General features: G+C 60.5%; 17 protein-coding genes. 8 read left to right on the top strand and 9 right to left on the bottom strand.

Going from position 1 to position 23,222, the window contains the following annotated elements:
• Positions 1-63: 63 nt before the first annotated feature.
• The 4 genes from F7R20_RS12675 to F7R20_RS12690 all read right to left on the bottom strand — a co-directional run bounded on the left by F7R20_RS12675 (position 64) and on the right by F7R20_RS12690 (position 3,481).
• A complete protein-coding gene (locus F7R20_RS12675) occupies positions 64-1,335 on the bottom strand; it encodes an OmpP1/FadL family transporter (RefSeq protein ID WP_003202285.1) in 1,272 nt (423 codons plus the stop codon).
• Between the two features lie 52 nt (positions 1,336-1,387).
• Positions 1,388-2,200 carry a thioesterase family protein gene (locus tag F7R20_RS12680; RefSeq protein ID WP_003202287.1) on the bottom strand — a complete coding sequence of 271 codons (813 nt, stop codon included), beginning with the start codon at positions 2,198-2,200 and terminating at the stop codon, positions 1,388-1,390.
• Between the two features lie 133 nt (positions 2,201-2,333).
• Entirely contained in the window at positions 2,334-2,954 is a 621-nt protein-coding gene (locus F7R20_RS12685; RefSeq protein ID WP_003202289.1) for a TetR/AcrR family transcriptional regulator, read from the bottom strand.
• 101 nt (positions 2,955-3,055) lie between these two features.
• On the bottom strand, positions 3,056-3,481 hold the full coding sequence (locus F7R20_RS12690) for a VOC family protein (protein ID WP_003202291.1): 426 nt from the start codon (positions 3,479-3,481) through the stop codon (positions 3,056-3,058).
• 102 nt (positions 3,482-3,583) lie between these two features.
• Here F7R20_RS12690 and F7R20_RS12695 point away from each other — a divergent pair, with 102 nt between their 5' ends.
• From F7R20_RS12695 to F7R20_RS12730, 8 genes are all read left to right on the top strand, one after another.
• Positions 3,584-4,462, top strand: a complete 879-nt coding sequence (locus tag F7R20_RS12695; RefSeq protein WP_081352557.1) for a LysR substrate-binding domain-containing protein — start codon at positions 3,584-3,586, stop codon at positions 4,460-4,462.
• 243 nt (positions 4,463-4,705) lie between these two features.
• A complete protein-coding gene (locus tag F7R20_RS12700; protein WP_003202294.1) occupies positions 4,706-5,470 on the top strand; it encodes a substrate-binding periplasmic protein in 765 nt (254 codons plus the stop codon).
• A gap of 256 nt (positions 5,471-5,726) precedes the next feature.
• The gene (mexE, locus tag F7R20_RS12705) at positions 5,727-6,980 is read left to right on the top strand and encodes a multidrug efflux RND transporter periplasmic adaptor subunit MexE (RefSeq protein ID WP_003202296.1); all 1,254 of its coding nucleotides are present in this window, start codon (positions 5,727-5,729) and stop codon (positions 6,978-6,980) included.
• Between the two features lie 15 nt (positions 6,981-6,995).
• Entirely contained in the window at positions 6,996-10,175 is a 3,180-nt protein-coding gene (locus tag F7R20_RS12710; RefSeq protein WP_003202298.1) for an efflux RND transporter permease subunit, read from the top strand.
• The gene (locus F7R20_RS12715; protein ID WP_003202299.1) at positions 10,172-11,593 is read left to right on the top strand and encodes an efflux transporter outer membrane subunit; all 1,422 of its coding nucleotides are present in this window, start codon (positions 10,172-10,174) and stop codon (positions 11,591-11,593) included. Before F7R20_RS12710 ends, F7R20_RS12715 begins: the two co-directional genes overlap by 4 nt.
• Before the next feature lie 328 nt (positions 11,594-11,921).
• Entirely contained in the window at positions 11,922-12,980 is a 1,059-nt protein-coding gene (locus F7R20_RS12720) for a tetratricopeptide repeat protein (protein WP_003202300.1), read from the top strand.
• A gap of 152 nt (positions 12,981-13,132) precedes the next feature.
• Positions 13,133-14,635: an ATPase domain-containing protein gene (locus F7R20_RS12725; RefSeq protein WP_003202301.1), complete on the top strand. Its 1,503-nt coding sequence runs from the start codon at positions 13,133-13,135 to the stop codon at positions 14,633-14,635.
• Positions 14,635-16,305 (top strand): response regulator, encoded by a 1,671-nt coding sequence (locus F7R20_RS12730; RefSeq protein WP_209311737.1) that lies wholly within the window; start codon positions 14,635-14,637, stop codon positions 16,303-16,305. The genes F7R20_RS12725 and F7R20_RS12730 overlap by 1 nt, the downstream gene beginning before the upstream one ends.
• A 164-nt stretch (positions 16,306-16,469) precedes the next feature.
• Here F7R20_RS12730 and F7R20_RS12740 read toward each other — a convergent pair whose 3' ends face one another.
• From F7R20_RS12740 to F7R20_RS12760, 5 genes are read right to left on the bottom strand one after another with little or no spacing between them, the layout of a single operon-like run.
• Positions 16,470-16,847 (bottom strand): response regulator, encoded by a 378-nt coding sequence (locus F7R20_RS12740; RefSeq protein ID WP_003202304.1) that lies wholly within the window; start codon positions 16,845-16,847, stop codon positions 16,470-16,472.
• Positions 16,840-18,120: a hybrid sensor histidine kinase/response regulator gene (locus F7R20_RS12745; RefSeq protein WP_013693472.1), complete on the bottom strand. Its 1,281-nt coding sequence runs from the start codon at positions 18,118-18,120 to the stop codon at positions 16,840-16,842. Before F7R20_RS12745 ends, F7R20_RS12740 begins: the two co-directional genes overlap by 8 nt.
• Before the next feature lie 5 nt (positions 18,121-18,125).
• Positions 18,126-18,713, bottom strand: coding sequence for a chemotaxis protein CheB (locus F7R20_RS12750; protein ID WP_003202309.1), 588 nt, complete (start codon positions 18,711-18,713; stop codon positions 18,126-18,128).
• Positions 18,710-19,525: a CheR family methyltransferase gene (locus F7R20_RS12755; RefSeq protein ID WP_003202312.1), complete on the bottom strand. Its 816-nt coding sequence runs from the start codon at positions 19,523-19,525 to the stop codon at positions 18,710-18,712. Before F7R20_RS12755 ends, F7R20_RS12750 begins: the two co-directional genes overlap by 4 nt.
• Positions 19,525-23,007: a response regulator gene (locus tag F7R20_RS12760; RefSeq protein ID WP_003202314.1), complete on the bottom strand. Its 3,483-nt coding sequence runs from the start codon at positions 23,005-23,007 to the stop codon at positions 19,525-19,527. The genes F7R20_RS12755 and F7R20_RS12760 overlap by 1 nt, the downstream gene beginning before the upstream one ends.
• Positions 23,008-23,222 lie beyond the last annotated feature (215 nt).

Below are 23,222 nucleotides of genomic sequence, written 5' to 3' on the forward strand. Positions count from 1 at the left end.
AACGGCATTCTGAAGGTCGGGGGACAATGCACGCGCGCCCCCGACCTTTAGAGCGGTGATCGATCAGAAGCGATAGCTGACGGAAGTACCCAGGCCGCTCGCGCTGTTCCTGTACCTGGAGCTGTAGGCACCTCTGGTCGGCGAGGTTTCGTTGACCCGTACGCTCTCCTCCCACAGATAGGAATAAGCGACATCGATCGTGACGTTGTCCACTGGCGTCCAGCCGGCGCCGAAGCTGATGATTTTTCGGTCGCCGGTAGGAATACGTGGCCCACGGTTGGTGTTGTTGGCGGGCGACTGGTCGACCGAGAAGCCTGCGCGCAGCACCCACTGGTTGTTCAACTGATACGACGTGCCAATGGCGTGAGCCCACGTATCGTGCCAATTCTGCTCTTCTGTGATGGTACCCAGCGCGCCGCTCAATAAAGGTGGCAAGCCCGTGTTCTCGATGGTCAGTTCCTTGAAGCGACTCCAGCGTGTCCAGGTGCTGCCCGCGTACAAGGTCCAGTCATTGTCGAGCTGGTGAGTCAGCGAGATGTCCACGGACTCCGGAGTATCCACATCCAGTGAAGCATCATAGCTGCGCCCGCTAAGCCCTATCACACTGAAGATGCCGTTGCTGACCTTGGTCTTGGCATCCAGGTGGTAGCTGACCTTGGAATGGTAGGTCAATCCCACACGGGTTCGATCTGTCGCCTGCACCAAGACACCGGCATTGAAACCAAGGGCCGTATCGTCGCCGTTGCTTTTGAGTTTTCCATCATTGCGACCCGGGCTCAGTGGGTTGGGTACTGTGCCGGTTATCTCGCCACTGATACGGTTGACCGTCGGGCCGAAACCGATCGAAACCCTGTCATTGAAGGCATAGCTGATGGTGGGCTGGAACGTGAGCGTCGTGACCTCGCTTTTGTTGCCGTAATAGCGCCCGGCAAAGTCGCTGCCGTAATCGGTAATCAGGCCGAACGGCACATAGAAACCCACGCCGAACGCCCAATGTTCATCGATGGGCTTGACGTAGTAACCCATGGGCACAGTGGTCGTGGGCACGACGTCGCCGTCTTCCTGGCCGCCAAAAGTACTGCGGGTCTGGCTGATGTCGTTCTTCGCGAAGAGCGTCGCCGCCCCCAGGCTGACCTGCTCTGACTTGAGGCGAGACATGCCCGCGGGGTTACCGAAGACGGTGCTCGCATCCTCGGCCGAGGATGAGCGACCGGCAAACCCCGATCCCATCCCGCTGATGCTCTGTTCATTCAGGGCAAAACCGCTTGCAAGCACATGAGAAGTGGCGAGCGCAACGACGAGGCCCACGGGGGCCTTGAATATTATTTTTTTCATTATTGGGACTCTTGGATTGGAACTCTGGGGGGTGCAGCCTGGGTTGTTTGTATTAGGTAAAAATCGCCACTGTCTGGCGCGCCCAAAGCACACGACGGCCGCTTTCGTCCCATATTTCCATGTCCTGTAGCGAGTACCCTTCCAGCGCCTGCTGGCTGAAAGAGCTCACAAGAAACCATTCGCCGGCAGCGGCTGGCTGCGGCAGGTCAATCATCCAGGACGCAGAGCTGATAGCCGCGGGTTCGGTGAAACAGGTCATGGCGGCCGGCGGCAAACTGTCAGCCAGTGCAATCAGGGCAACGGCCGGATCCACGCCCTGGGCATCCAGGTGGCGTACCCACATCAATAATTCAGGACTTTCGGCACCGGACACCGGCAACGAACCGCCCGCAGGACGCATCTCGAAGTTATAGGCGCAAGCCGGAGCAATCTTGCTGTCCAGCGCCAGGGTGGCGTAGTGGGACGGTCCCTCCACAAACGGCCGACCCCAGGAATCATGCGTAATCCTGCTCGCCCGGGGCTGGGCGAACAGCAGGATTGTGCGCAACGCAAGGTCATCACCCGACAGACAGTCGACGGATACCGAGGTGACTGATCGTCCTTGGCGCAACACGCTTACATCGAACGTCTGGGCCTGTGTCACCGGGGCGATGAATGACACCTGGGCGGACTTGAACGGAGGGAAGTCCGCCGGACGTTCCCGCAAGACCGCCTGCAGCGACAGCGCCGCTGAAAGCCCGCCAAAGATGGTACGACCTTGCTGCCAGTTGGGCGGAGAAACAAAGGGGGCGTCTGGATCGAATTGCTGCAGCAGTTTGGCAAAGCTCGTCATACCGACGCCCCAGGCTAAGAGCAGATACGCCATATTTATTCATGTGACCATTTGTGTCAATAGTCACAAACTGGATAAATAAAGGCGACCATCAGCCGCTGGAGCATGGGGCGAATCGGATGGATAAAGCGCCTGCAATGGCCTGGGTGCAATCTTCAGCCACAGCTCAAGGCATGAGGCTGCGCAAGATCAGGTTGCAGGTGAGCGTGGGGGCAACCTCGACGTAATCGAGGCTGTACTGCAGCAACAACGGATTGACGAAAGGCCGCAGCGCCAGATGGATCGCGTCTACGGTTTCGTCCAGGGGCGTCTTGCGCTCGAACTCGCCCAGCTCGCGCCCCTCGCGCACGATTTGCAACACGAAGCTCTTGATCCGAGCGTTGTAGACTTGCGAACTGGGCCATTGCTCAGACGCGGAAAACGCTGCAATGTCATAGAGCTTGCGATCATTGAAAAACAGGTTAACGCCTGTGGTGATCAGCGCCTTGACCAAGCGGCGAAAACGCTCCGTCGCTGAAAGCCCGTCTTCACTGATGGCCTGCTCCACCGCCGCGACGATTTCTGCCAGGCACTGGCTACAGATGGCCTCGCCAATCGCCTGCTTGGAGTCGAAGAACTTGTAGATGTAGGCCTTGGAGAACCCGATGGCCTTGGCCAGGTCGGACACCGTGGTCTTGCCGTAGCCGTATTGACTGAAATGCTCGTTGGCCGCCGCGACAATCTGGTTTCGAATGTCGTGATCGGCGGGGCCGCGGGTGCTGGGCGAAGGTATTGAGGGCTGGTTCATGGAGGCAGCTTACGCATCCTGAAGATCGTTGACAACTTGTGACCATTAAGTAATAGCGTCACAAGCCAGCCACTATCAAGCTGCCGGCACGCCCCTTCCTTCTATTTAGCGAAAATCTGGCTCATATCCTTGAACGCCTTGAATTCCAGCGCATTACCGCAAGGATCGAACAGAAACATTGTCGCCTGCTCTCCAACCTGTCCTTTGAAACGTATGTAAGGTTCGATCACAAACTCGGTGCCAAAGGATTTCAGCCTCTCGGCCAGCGCTTCCCACTCCTGCCAACCCAGAATGATGCCGAAGTGAGGCACCGGCACGTCGTGCCCATCGACCGGATTGCTGTGGGCGCTCTCTTGGGAAGCGGTCTTCGGCTGTTCATGGATAACCAACTGATGGCCGTAGAAGTTGAAGTCGACCCAGTGCGCGCTGGAGCGACCCTCTTGCAACCCAAACACTTCGCCATAAAAGGCTCGAGCGCCTGGAAGGTCATAAACAGGGATTGCGAGGTGGAAGGGAGAAAGGCTCATCATGGCTCCTGCTGCTTTCTGTAAGGACCTGGCCATCGTAAGGCCGGGCTCAAAACAAGAAAAACAATATATTTCTCTCAGTAACACAATTAATATTTGTGAATGATCAAAGAACTCAAGACCCTTATCGCCGTAGCACGGGAAGGTACTTTCGCTGCCGCAGGCAATAAAATCGGCCTCACCCAGGCGGCGGTCAGCGCACAGATCCAGCGCCTGGAGGCCGAGCTTGGCTTCGAGATTTTCGACCGCAAGGGACGCTCGGCTCATCTCAATCGGATGGGCCATCAAATACTCTTGCAAGCCCAAGAATTGTTGCGCCTTTACGACAATCTTGGCGCGAGTCCTGCCGGGCTTGCCCCCAGCGTCCTGGTGAACATTGGCGCTATCGCTTCGGTGCAGCGCTCCTTCCTGCCAGACGCGCTCGCCAGGTTTCACCAACAATGTCCGCAGTGCCGCACGCGGGTCCTTCCTGGCGTGTCGATGGAGTTGATCAACCTGGTGGATGCCGGCGAAATCGACATGGCCGCCATCATCCGCCCGCCGTTCTCGCTGCAAAGCGACCTGCGCTGGATAACCCTGGCGCTGGAGCCGTATCGACTGATCGTTCCAAGCGCGCTCCCCGGAGACGACTGGGCTGAACTGCTTGGCAGCCAACCCTTCATTCGTTATGACCGGGCGTCGTTCGGTGGCCGGCAGGTGGACCGTTTCCTGCGCAAGATGCATTTCGCCTTGCACGAAGTCAGCGAGCTGGATGAACTGGAGGCCATCATCAAGCTGGTTGGAAACGGCGTCGGTGTGGCCCTGGTGCCGCAAACCGCGACCCACCACAAATGGCCAGAGGGTGTGCGCGCCCTCGACCTGGCGGAGCACACCTTCCACCGTGACGTCGGGCTCGTCCATCGACCTCGACAAAGCCTCACCGAACCCGCGGGGATACTGGTGCAATTGATTGCCGAGCAGGCCCGAGCCAACCCCGTATGAATCACACCTCTTTGCACCGAAACAAAAACCCGTGCGCTGGCTCAAGGTTTTTGTCGAGCGGATGATCTATACCTTCAAGTACACGCAGTCAGGCCAAGGCAACAGACTGGCGTGTCCTGATAAGACGACTGTGGCAAACCCGCTTCGGGTGCGCTGCATGACATAAAAACGTCGGCCTGCAAGACGCTGTTTCCGCGCCCCCTTTGAATGGCGCACCACTTTCCAATGCCTGAAGTATTGATCATGAGCCCGAGCAAACGCGTCTTGAATGCCCCCACCAGAGCGCTACCCAGGCTTTGTCTGTTGTTACCGCTGTTGGTTGTCAACAACGCACGCGGTGAACCCTTGGAGATAGAACTGCATATCCTCGACGCGCCGCCGCTGACATTCGTCAACGACCCCAGGGGCCACGGAATCGTTGGCGATGTCGCCGTGGCGGCCATGACCAAGGCCGGGTACGCCGTAAAAATCCATCTACTCCCCTGGGCCAGGGCACAGAAACACGTCAGTGAAGAACATGACCACTTGATCGCGCCACTGTCGCGCATCCCTACCCGCGAGGATCGCTTCACCTGGATCGCTTCGATCATGCCTATGGAGCGTGCTTTTTTCAGCCTTGAGCGACGGGTGAGCAGCTTCGCCCAAGCGAAGGAAACCTATCGCAAGATCGGCGTCGGCCTGGGCAGTGCACAGGAAGATATCCTGCGCACCGAAGGGTTCAGCGATGAACAGATCTATCCGCTGGCCATCGGCGACAACCCCGCCCAGATGCTGTTGATGGGGCGTATCGATGCCTGGTTCAACGGCGTGCCGGAGAGTCTGTACATCTGGCCGAAGGTGTCCAAGCGCAAACTGCTCATGAGTAAGGTCGGCAGCAGCGCTGACCTTTACCTGGCCTGCTCGAAGCAATGTTCGCCAAAAATGGTCGAGGACTTGCGCGAAGCGGTTGAAGCGCTTCGCGCGGATGGGACAGTCAAGCGAGTCCATGACATCTATTTGCCGCAGTAGGCTGTGGCGAGGGGATTTATCCCCGTTGGGTTGCGCAGCAACCCTGAATCTTTTGGGGTCTGCTGCGCAGCCCAGCGGGGATAAATCCCCTCGCCACAATAAACTCAACATCCAATGGATAGCATCGCCGGACTAGAGGCCTTATCGATGGCTTATATCATTCTGAATGATAGTTACCTTTGCTTCATTCGATTCGTTCCTCTGCCTTGCGCCACGCATCATCCGCCCATTCTCAATACATTGGCGGATGCTATCCATGGAACATTCACTTTCAAAACTGCGTTTTCCCCTCGCGCTGCTGGCGGTGCTGGTGATGAGCGCCTGCGGCAAGACTCCCGACACGGCAGCGTCCATGCCGCCGGCCAAAGTCAGTGTGGCCAAGGTATTGGAGCAGCCCGTCAACGAATGGGATGAGTTCACCGGCCGCCTGGAAGCGCCGGAAACCGTCGAGATCCGCCCACGGGTTTCCGGGCAGATCGACGAAGTGGCCTTCACCGAAGGTGCGCTGGTCAAGAAAGGCGACCTGTTGTTCCAGATCGACCCACGCCCCTTCCAGGCTGAAGTACGTCGTCTCGAAGCCCAACTGGCCCAAGCCCGAGCCACCGCCACCCGCAGCGAGAACGAAGCCCAGCGTGGCGAACGCCTGCGCTTGAGCAATGCCATTTCCGCCGAGCTGGCCGACTCGCGCACCAGCGCCGCCCAGGAAGCCCGCGCCGCCGCTGCGGCCATCCAGGCACAATTGGACCTGGCCAAGCTGAACCTGAGCTTCACCCGGGTGACCTCGCCCATCAGCGGTCGCGTCAGCCGGGCGGACATCACCGCCGGCAACCTGGTGACCGCTGACGTCACCCCGCTCACCAGCGTGGTCTCCACGGATAAGGTCTACGCCTACTTCGATGCCGACGAACGCGTCTTCCTCAAGTACACCCAACTTGCCCGCCAGGGCCAGCGCGGCCAGGCCACACCGGTCTACATGGGCCTGTCCAACGAAGACGGCAACCCGCACCAGGGCCAGATGAACTTCGTCGACAACCAGGTCAACCCGCAGACCGGCACCATCCGTGGTCGTGCCGTGTTCGACAACAAGGACGGTGCCTACACCCCAGGCCTGTATGCCCGCCTGAAACTGGTGGGCAGCGGCACTTACGCCGCCGTGCTGATCAACGACGAAGCCGTCGGCACCGACCTGGGCAAGAAATTCGTGCTGGTGATGGACGCCGAGAACAAGCCGGCCTACCGCGCCGTCGAACTGGGTCCGAAGATCGAAGGCCTGCGCATCGTGCGCAGCGGCCTGAGCAAGGACGACACCATCATCGTCAAGGGGCTGCAACGGGCTCGTCCGGGTGCACCGGTCACGCCTGAAACCGTGCCGATGGCCAGCGACGAAACCATTGCCGCCCTGGCACAACAACGTAAAGCGCTCGAAGCCAGCAACCTGCCCCAAGTCGCGCCATCCAAGGACGCGTCAGGGGCGGCAGGCAAATTGGCCGCTGCGACCCCACGCGGTTAAGGGACTGAATCCAAGATGAAATTTTCCCAGTTCTTCATTTCGCGGCCGATCTTCGCAGCAGTGCTTTCGCTGCTGATCCTGATCGCCGGCGCCATCTCGCTGTTCCAATTGCCGATCAGCGAATACCCGGAAGTCGTGCCGCCGACCGTGGTCGTGCGCGCCAACTTCCCGGGCGCCAACCCCAAGGTCATCGGCGAGACTGTTGCCGCGCCCCTGGAACAAGCCATCACCGGCGTCGAGAACATGCTGTACATGTCCTCGCAATCCACCGCTGACGGCAAGATCACCCTGACCATCACCTTCGCCCTGGGCACCGACCTGGACAACGCCCAGGTGCAGGTGCAGAACCGCGTCACCCGGACCGAGCCCAAGCTGCCGGAAGAAGTGACCCGGATCGGCATCACGGTGGACAAGGCGTCGCCCGACCTGACCATGGTCGTGCACTTGACCTCGCCGGACAAACGCTACGACATGCTCTACCTGTCCAACTACGCCCTGCTCAACATCAAGGATGAGCTGGCGCGCCTGGGTGGTGTGGGTGATGTGCAGCTGTTCGGCATGGGTGACTACTCCCTGCGAGTCTGGCTGGATCCGAACAAGACCGCCTCGCGCAACCTGACCGCCACCGACGTGGTTACCGCGATCCGTGAACAGAACCGCCAGGTGGCGGCCGGCGCCCTGGGTGCACCGCCAGCGCCCAACGCCCAGGCTTTCCAGCTCTCGATCAACACCCAGGGTCGCCTGGTGAACGAGGAAGAGTTCGAGAACATCATCATTCGTTCCGGCGCCAACGGCGAGATCACTCGCCTGAAGGATATCGCCCGGGTCGAACTGGGTTCCAGCCAATACGCCCTGCGCTCGCTGCTGGACAACCAGCCAGCAGTGGCGATCCCGATCTTCCAGCGTCCGGGCTCCAACGCCATCCAGATCTCCAACGACGTTCGCGAGAAGATGGAAGAGTTGAAGAAGGGCTTCCCGGCCGGGATGGACTACAGCATCGTCTATGACCCGACGATCTTCGTCCGTGGCTCCATCGAGGCGGTGGTGCACACCCTGTTCGAAGCGCTGATTCTCGTGGTGCTGGTGGTGATCCTGTTCCTGCAGACCTGGCGCGCCTCGATCATTCCATTGGTGGCGGTGCCGGTTTCGCTGATCGGTACATTCGCGGTGATGCACCTGTTCGGCTTCTCGTTGAACGCCCTCTCGCTGTTCGGCCTGGTACTGGCGATCGGTATCGTGGTGGACGACGCGATCGTGGTGGTGGAGAACGTCGAGCGAAACATCGAACTGGGGCTCACCCCGGTGGAGGCGACCAAGCGCGCCATGGGCGAAGTGACCGGCCCGATCATCGCCACCGCCCTGGTGCTGTGCGCGGTATTCGTTCCGGCGGCGTTCATCAGTGGCCTGACCGGGCAGTTCTATAAGCAGTTCGCCCTGACCATTGCCATCTCCACGGTGATTTCGGCCGTCAACTCCCTGACCCTGTCGCCAGCCCTGGCTGCGGTATTGCTCAAGGGTCATGACGCGCCCAAGGACCGTTTCTCCAAGTTCCTCGACAAGCTCTTCGGTGGCTGGTTGTTCCGTCCGTTCAACCGCTTCTTCGAGCGCGCCAGCCACGGTTACGTGGGCACCGTCGCCCGAGTGATTCGTAGCAGCGGCATCGCCCTGGTGCTCTATGCGGGCCTGATGGTGTTGACCTTCTTCGGTTTCTCCACCACCCCGACCGGTTTCGTGCCCGGCCAGGACAAGCAATACCTGGTGGCCTTCGCCCAATTGCCGGACGCCGCGAGCCTGGACCGTACCGAAGACGTGATCAAGCGCATGTCGGACCTGGCCCTCAAGCAACCGGGCGTTGAAAGTGCCGTGGCCTTCCCGGGCCTGTCGATCAACGGTTTCACCAACAGCCCGAACGCCGGCATCGTGTTCGTGACCCTCAAGCCCTTCGACGAACGCAAGGACCCGAGCATGTCGGCCGGCGCCATCGCCGGTGCCTTGAACGGCCAGTACGCCGGGATCCAGGAAGCCTACATGGCGATCTTCCCACCGCCGCCGGTACAGGGCCTGGGTACGATCGGTGGTTTCCGCCTGCAAATCGAAGACCGGGGCAACCTGGGCTACGACGAGCTGTACAAAGAAACCATGAACATCATCACCAAGAGCCGCAGCGTGCCGGAACTGGCCGGGTTGTTCACCAGCTACACCGTGAACGTGCCGCAGGTCGATGCCGCCATCGACCGTGAAAAAGCCAAGACCCACGGCGTGGCCGTCAGCGACATCTTCGACACCCTGCAGATCTACCTGGGTTCGCTGTATGCCAACGACTTCAACCGCTTCGGTCGCACCTACCAGGTCAACGTCCAGGCCGAGCAGCAGTTCCGTCTCGAGTCGGACCAGATCGGCCAGCTCAAGGTGCGCAACAACCGTGGCGAGATGATCCCGCTGGCGACCTTCATCAAGGTCAGCGACACCTCGGGGCCAGACCGCGTGATGCACTACAACGGCTTCATCACCGCTGAAATCAACGGTGCCGCCGCCCCGGGCTACAGCTCCGGCCAGGCTGAAAAAGCCATCGAGAAACTGCTCAAGGACGAACTGCCCAACGGCATGACCTACGAGTGGACCGACCTGACCTACCAGCAGATCCTCTCGGGCAACACCGCACTGTTCGTGTTCCCGCTCTGCGTATTGCTGGCGTTCCTGGTGCTCGCGGCACAGTACGAAAGCTGGAGCCTGCCATTGGCGGTGATCCTGATCGTACCGATGACCCTGCTGTCGGCCATTACCGGGGTGATTCTCTCCGGCGGCGACAACAACATCTTTACCCAGATCGGCTTGATCGTACTGGTGGGGCTTGCCTGCAAGAACGCGATCCTGATCGTCGAGTTCGCCAAGGATAAACAGCTCGAAGGCATGAACCCGCTGGCGGCGGTGCTGGAAGCGTGCCGCCTGCGTCTGCGGCCAATCCTGATGACCTCCTTCGCCTTCATCATGGGAGTGGTGCCCCTGGTGTTCTCCAGTGGTGCCGGTGCGGAAATGCGTCATGCCATGGGTGTGGCGGTGTTCTCCGGGATGCTCGGCGTGACCTTCTTCGGCCTGCTGCTCACCCCTGTGTTCTATGTACTGATCCGCAACTTCGTCGAGCGCAGCGAGGCCCGCAAAGCGGCCCGGGCTTTGAAACTGGAGGCGCAACAATGAGTTTGAAAGCGTTCGTGCCGAGCTTGCTGGTGTTGGCCTTGAGTGCCTGCGCCGTGGGCCCGGACTACAAGGCCCCGCAAACGGAGGCGGCGAATATCACCACCGCCACCGACGGCGCCGCCGGCCAGAAGAATTTCGACCGTGCCCGGTTCGAAGGCATCTGGTGGCAGCAGTTCGACGACCCGACCCTTAACGCGTTGGTGACCCGTTCCCTGGAAGGCAACCGCGAGTTGCGCGTGGCCTTCGCCCGTTTGCGGGCCGCCCGGGCGATTCGCGATGACGCCAGCAATGACGCCATGCCGACCATCACCAGCCGTGCCAGCAGCAATCTGGGCAAAGGCCAGATCCCGGGACAGACCACCGACCGGGTCAATACCGAGCGTTACGACCTGGGCCTGGACATGGCCTGGGAACTGGACTTGTTCGGACGCATCCAGCGCAACCTGGAAGCCACCGATGCCAATCAGCAGGCGATCGAAGCCGATCTCTATCAGTTGCAGGTGACCATGATCGCCGAACTGGTGGACGCCTACGGTCAATTGCGCGGCGCGCAACTGCGGGAAAAGATCGCCCTGGCGAACCTCAAGAACCAGCAGGATTCGCGCAAGATCACCGAAAGCCTGCGTGATGCCGGCGTCGGCGATCAGCTCGATGTGGTGCGGGCCGATGCGCGCCTGGCCTCGGTGGAAGCCAGCGTGCCGCAGTTGCAGGCCGAACAGGTGCGTCAACGCAATCGCATCGCCACGTTGCTGGGCGAGCGTCCGGACAAACTCAGCGTGGACCTGAGCCCGAAACAGTTGCCGGCCATCGCCAAGGCCCTGCCCATCGGCGACCCGGGTGAACTGCTGCAACGGCGCCCGGACATTCTCAGTGCCGAACGCCAACTGGCCGCTGCCACGGCGCGCATCGGCGTGGCCAAGGCCGACCTGTTCCCACGGGTCAGCCTGAGCGGTTTCCTCGGCTTCACGGCTGGCCGCGGCTCGCAGATCGGCTCCTCGGCGGCCAACGCCTGGGCGCTGGGCCCGAGCATTACCTGGGCGGCTTTCGACCTGGGCAGCGTACGGGCTCGCTTGCGCGGTGCCGACGCCGAGGCGGACGGCGCCCTGGCGACCTACGAACAGCAAGTGCTGCTGGCTCTGGAAGAATCGGAAAACGCCTTCAGTGACTACGGCAAACGCCAACAACGGCTGATCTCGCTGATCCGCCAGAGTGAATCGAGCCGCGCCGCCGCCGACCTCGCCGAGATTCGCTACCGCGAAGGCACTGTGGACTTCCTCGTGCTGCTCGACGCCCAGCGCGAACGCCTGGCCGCCGAAGACACACAGGCCCAGGCCGAAGTGGACCTGTACCGCGGCATCGTCGCGATCTACAAGGCCCTGGGCGGCGGCTGGAAACCGGAAACCGTCGCCAGCAACTGATCCCCCTGCTCAACCGAGCTCCTTTGGTTGGCCGCAACCAGCCAAATTTTTGCCCCGCTTCTCATTTGGACGCGGGGCTTTTTTTCGGCTGGCGCTAACCTCCACCTCCTCTTGGAGGAGCACCCTGTGGGAGCAAAGCTTGCTCGCGATAGCAGTGTGTCAGTTGCATTGCTGCAAAATGTGCCACCCTCATCGCGGGCAAGCCTTGCTCCCACACTGACTCGGGCAAGCTTACCCTCGGCCCATGAGATGCTTCACAGGGTTTGACTCAAGCCCCCACCTGACCGAAGCTTGCGGCATTTCACGCTTCTGGTAATGGATTCCCTGCATGCTCTCGCCTCGCCGCCGCTATCTGCTCCTCAGCCTCTGTGTCCTGTTGGTGATTGGTCTTGTCGCGGTATGGCTACGCAGCACCACGCCGCAGATCCCTGAAGCGATCAAACGTGGCTACAGCGAAGCCTTGGGAAGCGCCCGCAACGGGCAGCCAGGGGCAGCGCGGATGCTTTACCAGCAATTGGGGCGTCCGGACCTTTCGCCCAAGCGCCGCGTGTGGCTACACGCCGAACTGCCCAACTACCCCAGCCCCCAGGCTCTGAAGCTGGCGGACGCGGACCTGCACAGCGAATCACCGGACGTGCGTCGGGCCGCCATTGGCAGCATCGTCGGGCTGGTGCCGACGGGTCAGCGCAGCCTGTTGCTCGGCCCGCTCCTGGATGATGACGACCAGAATGTCCGGTTCGCCGCCGTGAACGCGTTGCTGGGCTTGTCGCCGGATGACCTCGGCCTGTATTTCGGGGCGATGCAGTTAGCCATCGACACCTGGGAACAGGTGCTCGAGGACGGTCCGAAAACCGCTGAGACCCACTACCAGCTCGCCCGACTGCACCTGCACAACGCCGAACTGAAGAAAGCCCAACAAGCCCTTGAACAGGCCTTGCGCCTGCAACCGGACAACCTGCCGGCGCTGGTCATGCAGATCGAGGTGCTGGACAAACAGGGCCAAAGCGAAGCCGCACGATTATTGCTCGCCCGACAGTTGCAAACCCAGCCCGCGTCGGCTTATCTGCAACATGCGCTGGGCATGTGGCTGCTGCAACACGGCCAGAACGAGTATGCGGTGCTCGGCTTGGCAAAAGCGGTGGAACTGGAGCCCGAGAACCGCCATTACCGCTATGACCTGGCGACCACCCTGCATGCCGAGCAGGAAGTGGAAGCGGCGCTGAAACAGCTGCAGGAAATTGTCCAGCGCTACCCCGCCGACCGCAAGGCACGGGTGCTGCTGATCAACTATTGGAAGGAGACCGGCCAGTTGCAGAATGTTCAAATCCTGCTGGCGCAACTTGAACAGTTGAACCCCGACGATCCGGCGCTGCAACAGGGTCTGTAGGCCCTTCGGTGCATGCCGAAAGTTGTGCAATACACCGCGTTTTATCGATGTAAGCGGAACCGCCATCAGCGCCAAAGGTCAAGTGTTCAGGCAGTTGAATTCAGGCGTTACCCCGCCTGCTGCCCACTTCCCTAGTCATGAGAGGGCTATTTTTGTCTACATCTAACGAGTTGATCAGTGCAAAAGCCGCCACCGGCATCGAAGGACTGGACGATGTCCTTTCCGGTGGTTTGTCCCGCGGCCATGTGTTCCTGCTTGAGGGGGAACCGGGGACTGGTAAGACCACGGTCGCGCTGCATTTTCTGTTGGCCGGCGCCAAGGCTGGCGAGCGCTCGTTGTACATCACGCTATCGGAAACCGAGCGTGAACTGCGTCAGGGCGCAACCTCCCACGGGTGGACGCTGGACGACAACATTCATATTTTCGAACTGACCCCGCCCGAAAGCCTGCTCAATGCCGAGCACCAGCAGAGCCTGCTGTACTCCTCGGACCTGGAGTTGGGCGAAGCGACCCGACAGATCTTCGAAGTGGTCGAACGGGTCAAGCCGACCCGGGTGGTGCTCGACAGCCTGTCGGAGATTCGCCTGCTGGCGCAAAGCTCCTTGCGCTATCGTCGCCAGATCCTCGCAATCAAGCACTACTTCGTGCGCTACGACGCCACAGTCCTGCTGCTCGACGACCTGACCACCGAGTCCCTCGACAAGACCGTCCACAGTGTCGCCCACGGGGTGATTCGCCTGGAAGAACTGACCCCCAACTATGGCGCCGAACGACGCAGGATCCGGGTGGTCAAGTATCGCGGGCAGAAATACCGTGGTGGTTACCATGACTTCACCATCATGGGCGACGGCGTACACGTCTTCCCACGCCTGGTGGCCGCCGAACACCGTGGCCAATACCTGCGCCAGCAACTCTCCAGCGGCATCGGCGAACTGGACGCCCTGCTGGGTGGCGGTATCGAGACCGGTTCCAGCACGTTGATCCTCGGCCCGGCGGGGACCGGCAAGTCGCTGATAGCACTGATTTTTGCCGCAGCCGCCGTGCATCGCGGCGAGAAGGCCGCGCTGTTCATCTTCGATGAAGAACTGGGCTTGTTGTTCGAACGCATGAAAAACATCGGCATCGACCTGCAAGCCCTGCAAGAGACCGGCAACCTGCTGATCGAACAAGTGGACGCCGCCGAGCTGTCCCCTGGCGAGTTCTCCCACCGCGTGCGCCGTTGTGTCGATGAGGGCGATATCAAGACCGTGGTCATCGACAGCATCAATGGCTATCAGGCGGCCATGCCGGAAGAGAACGCCCTGGTGCTGCACATGCATGAATTGTTGCTCTACCTCAACCGCAAGGGCGCGGCGACCTTCATGACTGTTGCGCAGCACGGTCTGGTCGGCGACATGCAGGCGCCCGTGGACATTACTTACCTGGCTGACACGGTGATTCTTTTGCGTTATTTCGAAGCACTGGGCAAGGTGCGCCGGGCGATTTCCATCATCAAGAAACGTACGGGCAGCCATGAGTCGACCATCCGCGAATACCGCATCAGCGGCTTGGGCATGACCATCGGCGAGCCGCTCGAGGCGTTCCAAGGCGTCTTGCGAGGGGTTCCCACTTACATGGGCGAGAGCAACCCGCTGCTCAGGGATGAACACCGGTGATGCTGGCCGAGCCCCTGTCCGAGCGGGCGCTGATCCTCGCGCCGCTTGGGCGGGACAGCCAGATCGCCTTGATGATCCTCAATGAGGCCGGTTTTGCCGGCCTCATCTGCCGTCATCTGGGCCATTTGTGCGAAGAACTGGAAAAAGGTGCCGGCCTGCTGGTGATTTCCTCGGAAGCCCTGGTGGGGCCCGATCTGGAAGCGCTATTCCTGCACATCGAGCAGCAACCGGCCTGGTCTGACCTGCCCATTGTCTTGCTGACCCATCACGGCGGCCCGGAACAGAACCCGGCGGCGCGTATCGGTACGCAACTGGGCAACGTGACCTTCCTTGAGCGCCCTTTCCACCCAGTGACCCTGATCAGCCTGGTGACCACCGCCCTGCGAGGCCGTCGAAGGCAGTACGAAGCCCGCGACCGCCTGATCGACCTCAGCAACAGCGAACTGCGCCTGCAAACCACCCTTGAAACCCTTGAACAGCAAGTGGAAGAACGCACGGCCCAGTTGCGCCATAACGAAGAGGCACTGCGCCAGTCGCAGAAAATGGAAGCAGTCGGCCAACTCACCGGCGGTATCGCCCACGACTTCAACAACATGCTCACCGGGATCATCGGCAGCCTCGAACTGCTGCGCCGGCGCCTGGCCCGGGGCCGCACCGAGGACCTGGACAGCCTGATCGACCTGGGCGTGACCTCGGCCAACCGCGCCGCCGGCCTGACCCATCGCCTGCTGGCGTTTTCCCGTCGGCAATCGCTGGACTCCAAGGCGGTCCAGATGAACACGCTGGTGTTGTCCATGGGCGAGCTGCTGCAACGCAGCCTCAACGAAAGCATCCGCCTGGACATGCAGCTGGACGAACAGCTCTGGATCGCCGAAGCCGACCCCAACCAACTGGAAAGCGCCCTGCTCAACCTGGTCCTCAACGCCCGGGATGCCATGCCCAATGGCGGGAACCTGGTGGTAAAGACCTGCAACCGGCACCTGGATGCCGATTTCACCGACGCCTACACCAACCTGGAACCCGGCGACTATGTGGTGCTGAGCGTGCAGGACAGCGGTTGCGGCATGCCCGAAGCGATCATCGGTCGCGCGTTCGATCCGTTCTTCACCACCAAACCAATCGGCCAGGGCACCGGGCTGGGCCTATCGATGATCTATGGGTTCAGCAAGCAATCGCGCGGGCATGTGACCATCGACAGCGAAGTCGACAAAGGCACCACTGTGAACCTTTACCTGCCGCGCTTTCGCGGTGAGGAAATCCACGAGCCCCAGGTCAACACGCCACACGCCCCGTATGCGCAGGACGGTGAGACCGTGCTGATCGTCGAGGACGATCCAGCGGTGCGAGTGCTGGTGAGCGCGGTGTTGAGCGAGCTGGGTTATGCCTTTGTGGAAGCGGCCGACGCCAACGGCGCAGTACCGATCCTCCAGTCAGGCCAACGCATCGACCTGCTGATCAGCGATGTGGGCCTGCCCGGCATGAATGGCCGGCAACTGGCGGAAATCGGCCGGCAGATCCGCCCGGACCTGCCGATACTGTTCATCACCGGTTACGCTGAACATGCAGCCGTACGCGGCGGTTTCCTTGACCCGGGGATGCAGATGATCACCAAACCGTTCACGTTTGATCTATTGACGGCCAAGGTCCGGGAGATGATCACGGTTCCTTGATTTTGTGGGAAGGCCCTTAACCCTGTGGAAAGGTCCTTGATTCTGTGGGAGCAAAGCTTGCTCGCGATGAAGTCGCCTCGGTTTCAGGAAGACCCAGTGGGCCTCATCGCGGGCAAGCCTTGCTCCCACAAAGCCTTGCCCAATCCAAACAATACTTATGAAACCTACGACAACATCGACTGCATGATGGCCTGCAGCTCATCCAGGTCGAACGGCTTGTCCAGGATCGGTGCCTTGCGGGTAATGGGGCTGTCAGTGTCGCGCACTTCCTGCGCGTAGCCACTGATGAAAATGACCTTCAGCTCGGGACGCAACTTGACCGCAGGCTCGGCGATCTGCACCCCGGAGATACCACCCGGCAGGCGGAAATCGGTAATCATCATGTCCAGATGAGGCTTGCTCGCCAGGATCTCGAACGCCTGGGCACCGTTTTCGGCCTGTAGCACCCGGTATCCCTCGCCCGACAGGTAGGCCGACAACACCATCAGGATCGACGGGTCATCCTCGACGATCAATACAACATCTTGCGCATCTTCACTCATGAGAAGCCTTTGTTCGATCAATAGCTGCTGATACGACCTTGGGGTCTCTCAGAGGTTGCGTCTGTTCGGCGGTTTTGTCCAAGACAGTTTTCTGCAAGGGCAGGCAAACACGAAACAACGCCCCTTCATTGAGGCGACTGTTGACCGTGATGGTCCCGCCATGAGCCGCGACAATCTGCTCGGAAATGAACAGCCCCAGCCCAAGGCCAGCAGCGGCCGCCTTGGACGATACGCGCTCGAACTGCTGGAAGATACGTTTCTGGTTTTCCTCGCTGATACCGATGCCATGGTCCTGGACCTCGATACAGGCGTGGTCGGGCGTCTTGTAGACGCGCACCTCGATCGGGCCCTTGCCACCGTAGCGCAACGCATTGGTCAACAAGTTCGAGATCACCTGCTCGATACGAAACTCATCCCAAAGTCCCTCCACCGACGGTTCGGCCAGGCAGGTCAACGAGCACTCGGCGACGGCTATCTGCGGCTGGAAATTGCGCAGCAGGTTCTCCACCAGTGCCGTCAGGTTGAAGCGGGTCGGGCGGATCGACAGCTTGCCGGTGCGAATCCGCGAGACATCCAGCATGTCCTCGATCAACCGGATCAGGCTCTTGATCTGGCGCTCGTCGCGCTCGACCATCGCCCGCACCTTGTCCAGGCTGAAGGCTGCGGCGTTGTCCCGGGCCAGGTGCATCTTGCGCAACTGTGTCTCGAGGATAAGGCCATTGAGGGGCGTGCGCACTTCGTGGGCGACGATGGACATGAAGTCGTCACGCATGCGCACCGCTTGCTCCAGCTCGCCACGGGTGGCCTCCAGTTGCTGCAACAGAACCTCCTGCTCGCGGCGACTCTGCTCAAGGGCTACGACCTGCTCCTTCATGGCCTTTCGTTGACGGTACAACTCGACGAACACATTGACCTTGCTTTTGACCGCTTGGGTGTCCAGCGGCTTGTGCAGGAAGTCCACCGCACCGTTTTCATAACCGGTAAAGGCATAGTTGCGTTCACGACCTGCGGCACTGACGAAAATGATAGGGATGCTGCGGGTCTTCTCCGTGCCGCGCATCAGCTCGGCCAGTTGGAAACCGTTCATGTCCGGCATCTGCACATCGATGATGGCCAGGGCAAAGTCGTGTTGCAGCAGCAGGGACAGCGCTTCGTCCGCGGACAGGGCCTTGAAGACCTCGCGGTCGCCGCCCTTGATCAACGCTTCCAGGGCCAACAGATTCTCAGGCAGATCATCGACGATCAGCAGTTTGGCTTGAATATCTCTTGGCATGTGGTTCATTCCAGCCCGGCCAGCAATTGGCCGATGCCTTGCAAAGTAAGGATATGGTCGGGCTCGTGCAGGGCCAGCGCCGCCTCGGGCATGGTCGAGACCTGGGCTTCACCGGGGTCCTGGACCACCGTGATCCCCCCCAGCGCCCTGACCTTCGCCAAGCCACAGGCACCATCGTTGTTGGCGCCGGTCAGCACCACGGCCAGCAATTTCTGGCCGTAGACATCGGCGGCCGATTCAAACAACACATCGATGGACGGCCGCGAATGATGCACCGGCTCCTCCAGGCTCAACGACAGGCTACGGTCAGCCTCGACCGACAAGTGATAGCCGGGCGTGGCGACATACAAGGTGCCCGGCACGATGTCTTGCTTGTCCCGGGCTTCCTCCACCGGCACCGCCAGACGATGTCCGAAGACACGGGCCAGTTGGCTTTCGCGCTCGTCCGGCAAATGCAACACCACCAGGATGGGCACGCCAAAGCCTTTGCGCAGGTGTCCGAAGACCCTGAGCAGTGCCTCGACGCCACCGGCCGATGCACCGACGACAATGGCTTCGATGGGCGGATTGGATCTGTCCTTGGTCTGGTTCATAACTTGCGATAGATCCGTTCCTGTTTGACCAACGGTTCGAATCGATGGCCGTAAGCCGAGAAATCCAACGTCTCCTTACTGCCCAATACCAGGAAACCACGGTGACAAAGGGACTCATGAAACAGTCCAAACGCACGATCTTGTAGTTTCTTATTGAAATATATCAATACGTTACGACAGGAAATTAACTGAGTTTCTGAAAATACACTGTCGGTCGCCAGGCTGTGATCGGCAAAGGTCACGTTCTCGCACAGGGTTTTGTCGAACATCGCATAATCGTAGGCGGCGGTATAGTAATCGGCAAACGAGCGCCGGCCTCCGGCGGCCTGGTAGTTCTGGGTGTAGGTGCGCACGTTTTCCAGGGAAAAAATCCCCTGCTTGGCTTTTTCCAACGAGCGCGGGTTGATATCGGTGGCATAGATGAGCGTGCGGTCCAGCAGGCCTTCTTCGCGCAACAGGATCGCCATGGAGTAGACCTCCTCCCCCGTGCTGCAACCGGCGATCCAGATCTTGATCGAAGGATACGTCCTGAGCAGCGGCACGACTTCCTCGCGTATGGCCAGGAAATGCGAGGGGTCGCGAAACATCTCGCTGACCGGGATCGTCAGCAGTTGCAGCAGTTGCATGAACGCTCCCGGGTCGTGCAGCACGCGCTCCTGCAATGCCGAGATGGTCCTGCACTCGAACTGGCTCAGCGCATGGTGGACCCGGCGCTTGATGGACGCACCGGAATAGTCGCGAAAATCGTAGCTGTACTTGAGGTAGATCGCTTCGATCAACAAACGAAGTTCAATGTCGGTGTCACGTTCCACTAAATTCTTTCCATATTCGGCAACCACACGCGAATCAGCGAGAACAGACGATCCAGATCGATCGGTTTGGCCAGGTAGTCGTTGGAACCCGCCGCCAGGCAGCGTTCCTGATCATCCTTCATGGCCTTGGCCGTCACGGCAATAATGGGCAGCTTGCGCCAGCGCGGGTCCTTGCGGATCAGCGCGGTGGCTTCGAAACCGTCCATCTCCGGCATCATTACATCCATCAGCACCAGGTCGATGTCGTCGAATTCGTTCAGGCGATCGATCGCCTCCAGGCCGTTACGGCCGATGACAACGATCGCCCCCTTCGCCTCCAGGGCGCTGGTCAGGGCAAAGATGTTGCGCACATCGTCGTCCACCAGCAGCACCTTGCGGCCTTCAAACACCTTGTCGCGGCTGCGGGCGGTCTTGAGCATCCGCTGCCGTTCATGGGACAACCGGGATTCGACTTTGTGCAGAAAGAGTGTCACCTCGTCCAGCAGGCGCTCTGGCGAGCGGGCGCCCTTGATGATGATCGAGCGCGAATACTTGCGCAGTTCGGCCTCTTCATCGCGGGTCAGGTTGCGCCCGGTGTAGACGATCACCGGCGGGAAGGAACAGATGTCTTCACTGGACATGCGCTTGAGCAGGTCATTGCCGAGCATGTCCGGCAACTTGAGGTCGATGATCATGCAGTCGTAGACGTTGCTCCGCAGCAGGTCCAGGGCTTGCTGGGCCAGGCCAACGGCGGTGATCTCGATGTCATCGTCGCCGATCAGGCGGGTAATGCTATCGCGTTGCAGGTCATCGTCCTCCACCAGCAGCACCCGCTTGACCTTCTGGGTCAGCTTGGCTTCCAGGCGGGCGAACACATCCTTGAGTTCTTCGCGGGTGGTCGGCTTGACGGCATAGCCGATGGCGCCCATGTGCATGGCGGCTTCGACGCGGTCTTCGACGGAAATCACGTGCACGGGGATGTGCCGGGTTTCGGCCCGTTCCTTGAGCCGCTGCAACACCGTCAGCCCGGAATGATCCGGCAGGCGCATGTCCAAAAGGATCGCGTCGGGAGCCAGTTGCAAGGCCAGGTCGAAGCCTTCATCGGCACCGTGGGCCACCAGGCACTGGTAACCGAGCTCATGGGCCAGGTCGAACAGGATCCGGGCGAACTTGGGCTCGTCCTCGATCACCAGGATGCACCGGGTGTCGAACGGCGCCTTGTCGCGGTCGTCGGCAAATCGGGCAATCGACGTATCCACTTCAGCGATCAGCGGTGCCGGGGCGGCTTTGGGTGCAGCCGGCGCTGGCGCAGTGGCCGTCGGGGTGAACGTCATCGGTTCCATCGGCGAGTCCCCGGGCTCGACATAACGTTCAGGCATTACCAGCGTAAACACACTGCCCTGCCCCGGCTCGCTGGAAACGCAGATCGAGCCGCCCAGCAACGTGGCCAGGTCCCGGGAAATCGACAACCCCAGGCCGGTGCCGCCGTAACGACGATTGGTCGTGCCATCGGCCTGGCGGAACGCTTCGAAGATGCTTTGCTGCTGATCGGCGGCGATGCCGATCCCGGAGTCGCGCACCATGAACGCGATGCCCGAGCCCGGCTGCCCGGCCACCGACAGGCTGACGGTGCCTTGCTCGGTGAACTTCACGGCATTGGACAGCAGGTTCTTGATCACCTGCTCCAGGCGCTGGCGATCGGTGTAGAGCATCGCCGGCGCATCGGGCAATACCTGGACCTCGAACCCCAGGCCCTTGTCGGCTGCCAACGGCTCGAACATGTCCCGCAGGCCTTCCACCAGACGCTGCACGCTGGTGTTTTCCGGGCGCACTTCCAGCTTTCCGGCCTCGACCTTGGAGATGTCGAGAATATCGTTGATCAGGTTCAACAGGTCGTTGCCGGCGGAGTAGATCGACTCGGCAAACTTGACCTGTTCCTCGCTGAGGTTCTGCTGCGGGTTTTCCGACAGCAGCTTGGACAGGATCAGCGAGCTGTTGAGCGGCGTGCGCAGCTCGTGGGACATGTTGGCCAGGAACTCGGATTTGTACTTGCTCGAACGCTGCAACTCTTCGGCGCGCTCCTGCAACTGGATCTGGGCCAGGTTCAGCTCGCTGTTCTTCTGGTCCATGGCGTCGCGCTGCTCGGCCAATTGCTCGTTGGTCTGCTCCAGCTCCTGTTGCTGGGCTTCCAGGTGGGCCTGGGACTCCTTGAGAATGCGCGACTGCTCTTCCAGTTCCTCGTTGGCGGTCTTGAGCTCTTCCTGCTGCACTTGCAGTTCTTCGTTCAACTGCTGGGTTTCGGCCAGCACTTCCTGCAAGCGCTGGCGATAACGAGCGGCCTCGATGGAGGTGCCAATATTGCCGGAAATCAGCTCCAGCAGCTCAATGTCGCGCTCGGTCAATGGCCGCAGGAAGCCCAACTCGATGACACCGTTGATCCGGTCGTCGTCACTGGTGGGCGCTACCAGCACGCTGTTGGGCAGCCCTTGTCCCAATCCGGAGCTGACTTTCAGGTAATCGTCCGGTACGTCATCCAGGCGAATGAGACGCCCCTGTTGCACGGCCTGGCCGGCGATGCCTTCACCGTCGACAATCTTCTGCTGCTGCGCGTCATCCTCCCGGGACAAACCATAGGTGGCGACGCGCTTGAGCACACCATTTTCTTCTCGCACATAGAGCGCAGCGACCGCCACATCCAGGTACTTTGCACAGAACTGCAAGATGTTGCGGCCCAACAGGTTCAGGGACAACTGCCCCAGGACCTGCTCGGCCAACTGCGTCTGGCCATTGCGCAACCAAGCCTGCTTCTCCAGGTGCAAGGCGCTGCCTTGCTGGATCTTCAGGCTGGCGCCGTAGCTCTCGGACAAGCTCAACAGATCCCGGCGGCCGACGTAGGCCAGCAACCCACTGACTGCGGCGACGAACAGCAGGTACAGGGCAATGCTCCAGACAGTGGTGGTGCGCACGTCCTGGCTACGCGCCGCACGCAGTTGCTGCTCGGTATCGACGATTTCCTCGAAGGTTTGGCGGATCTCGTCCGTCAAGCGCTTGCCGCGCCCGGACCTCACCGCACTCCGGTAATCCCCGCTGCTGCGTTGCAGGTCGATCAAGCCCTGGGCGTACTTGGACCATTCCGCCTGGATCGCTTGTATCTTGTGCAGCCGGTCGGTCTGGACGGGGTTGTCGGCTGTCAATTCCAGCAGTGTATCCAACGCGACGGCGATCCGCGGCTTGGCCACTTCATAGGGCTCGAGAAAGTGCTCGTCACCGTTCAACAGGTAGCCACGCATGCCGGTTTCCAGGTCCACGCTCAGCTTGAGCGCCTCATTGGCATTATTGATCACCCGGTCGGTATGCCCGACCCACTGGATCACCGACAGCAAGTACGTGACAAGGATGATGAAAAACACCGAGCTGAGGGCGCCCATGCCCAGCGGCAGGCTGATATTGCGGCTCAGGAGCTTGCGAAAACTTTGCTCGTCGACCGAAGACGAAGGAGTCATGGAAAGGGCCTTGGTGGACAGTTGAAAACCGTGGAGTTTGCCCGAAAAACGGCGCTTGGATCCACATTATCTGACGAGTCAAAGGCGCAACTCCCGCGACGATCTACCTTGTAGCAAGGAAGCGACTATCCTTGTCAGCTCTTGTACTATAGATCCTTTCTTGTACAACCTTGGGAACTTGTGCCGCCTCGGTACTTACTCATAAAAGAGGCTCA

The sequence above is a fragment of the Pseudomonas brassicacearum subsp. brassicacearum genome, assembly GCF_008801605.1.
In the GTDB taxonomy this organism is placed as follows: domain Bacteria; phylum Pseudomonadota; class Gammaproteobacteria; order Pseudomonadales; family Pseudomonadaceae; genus Aquipseudomonas; species Aquipseudomonas brassicacearum.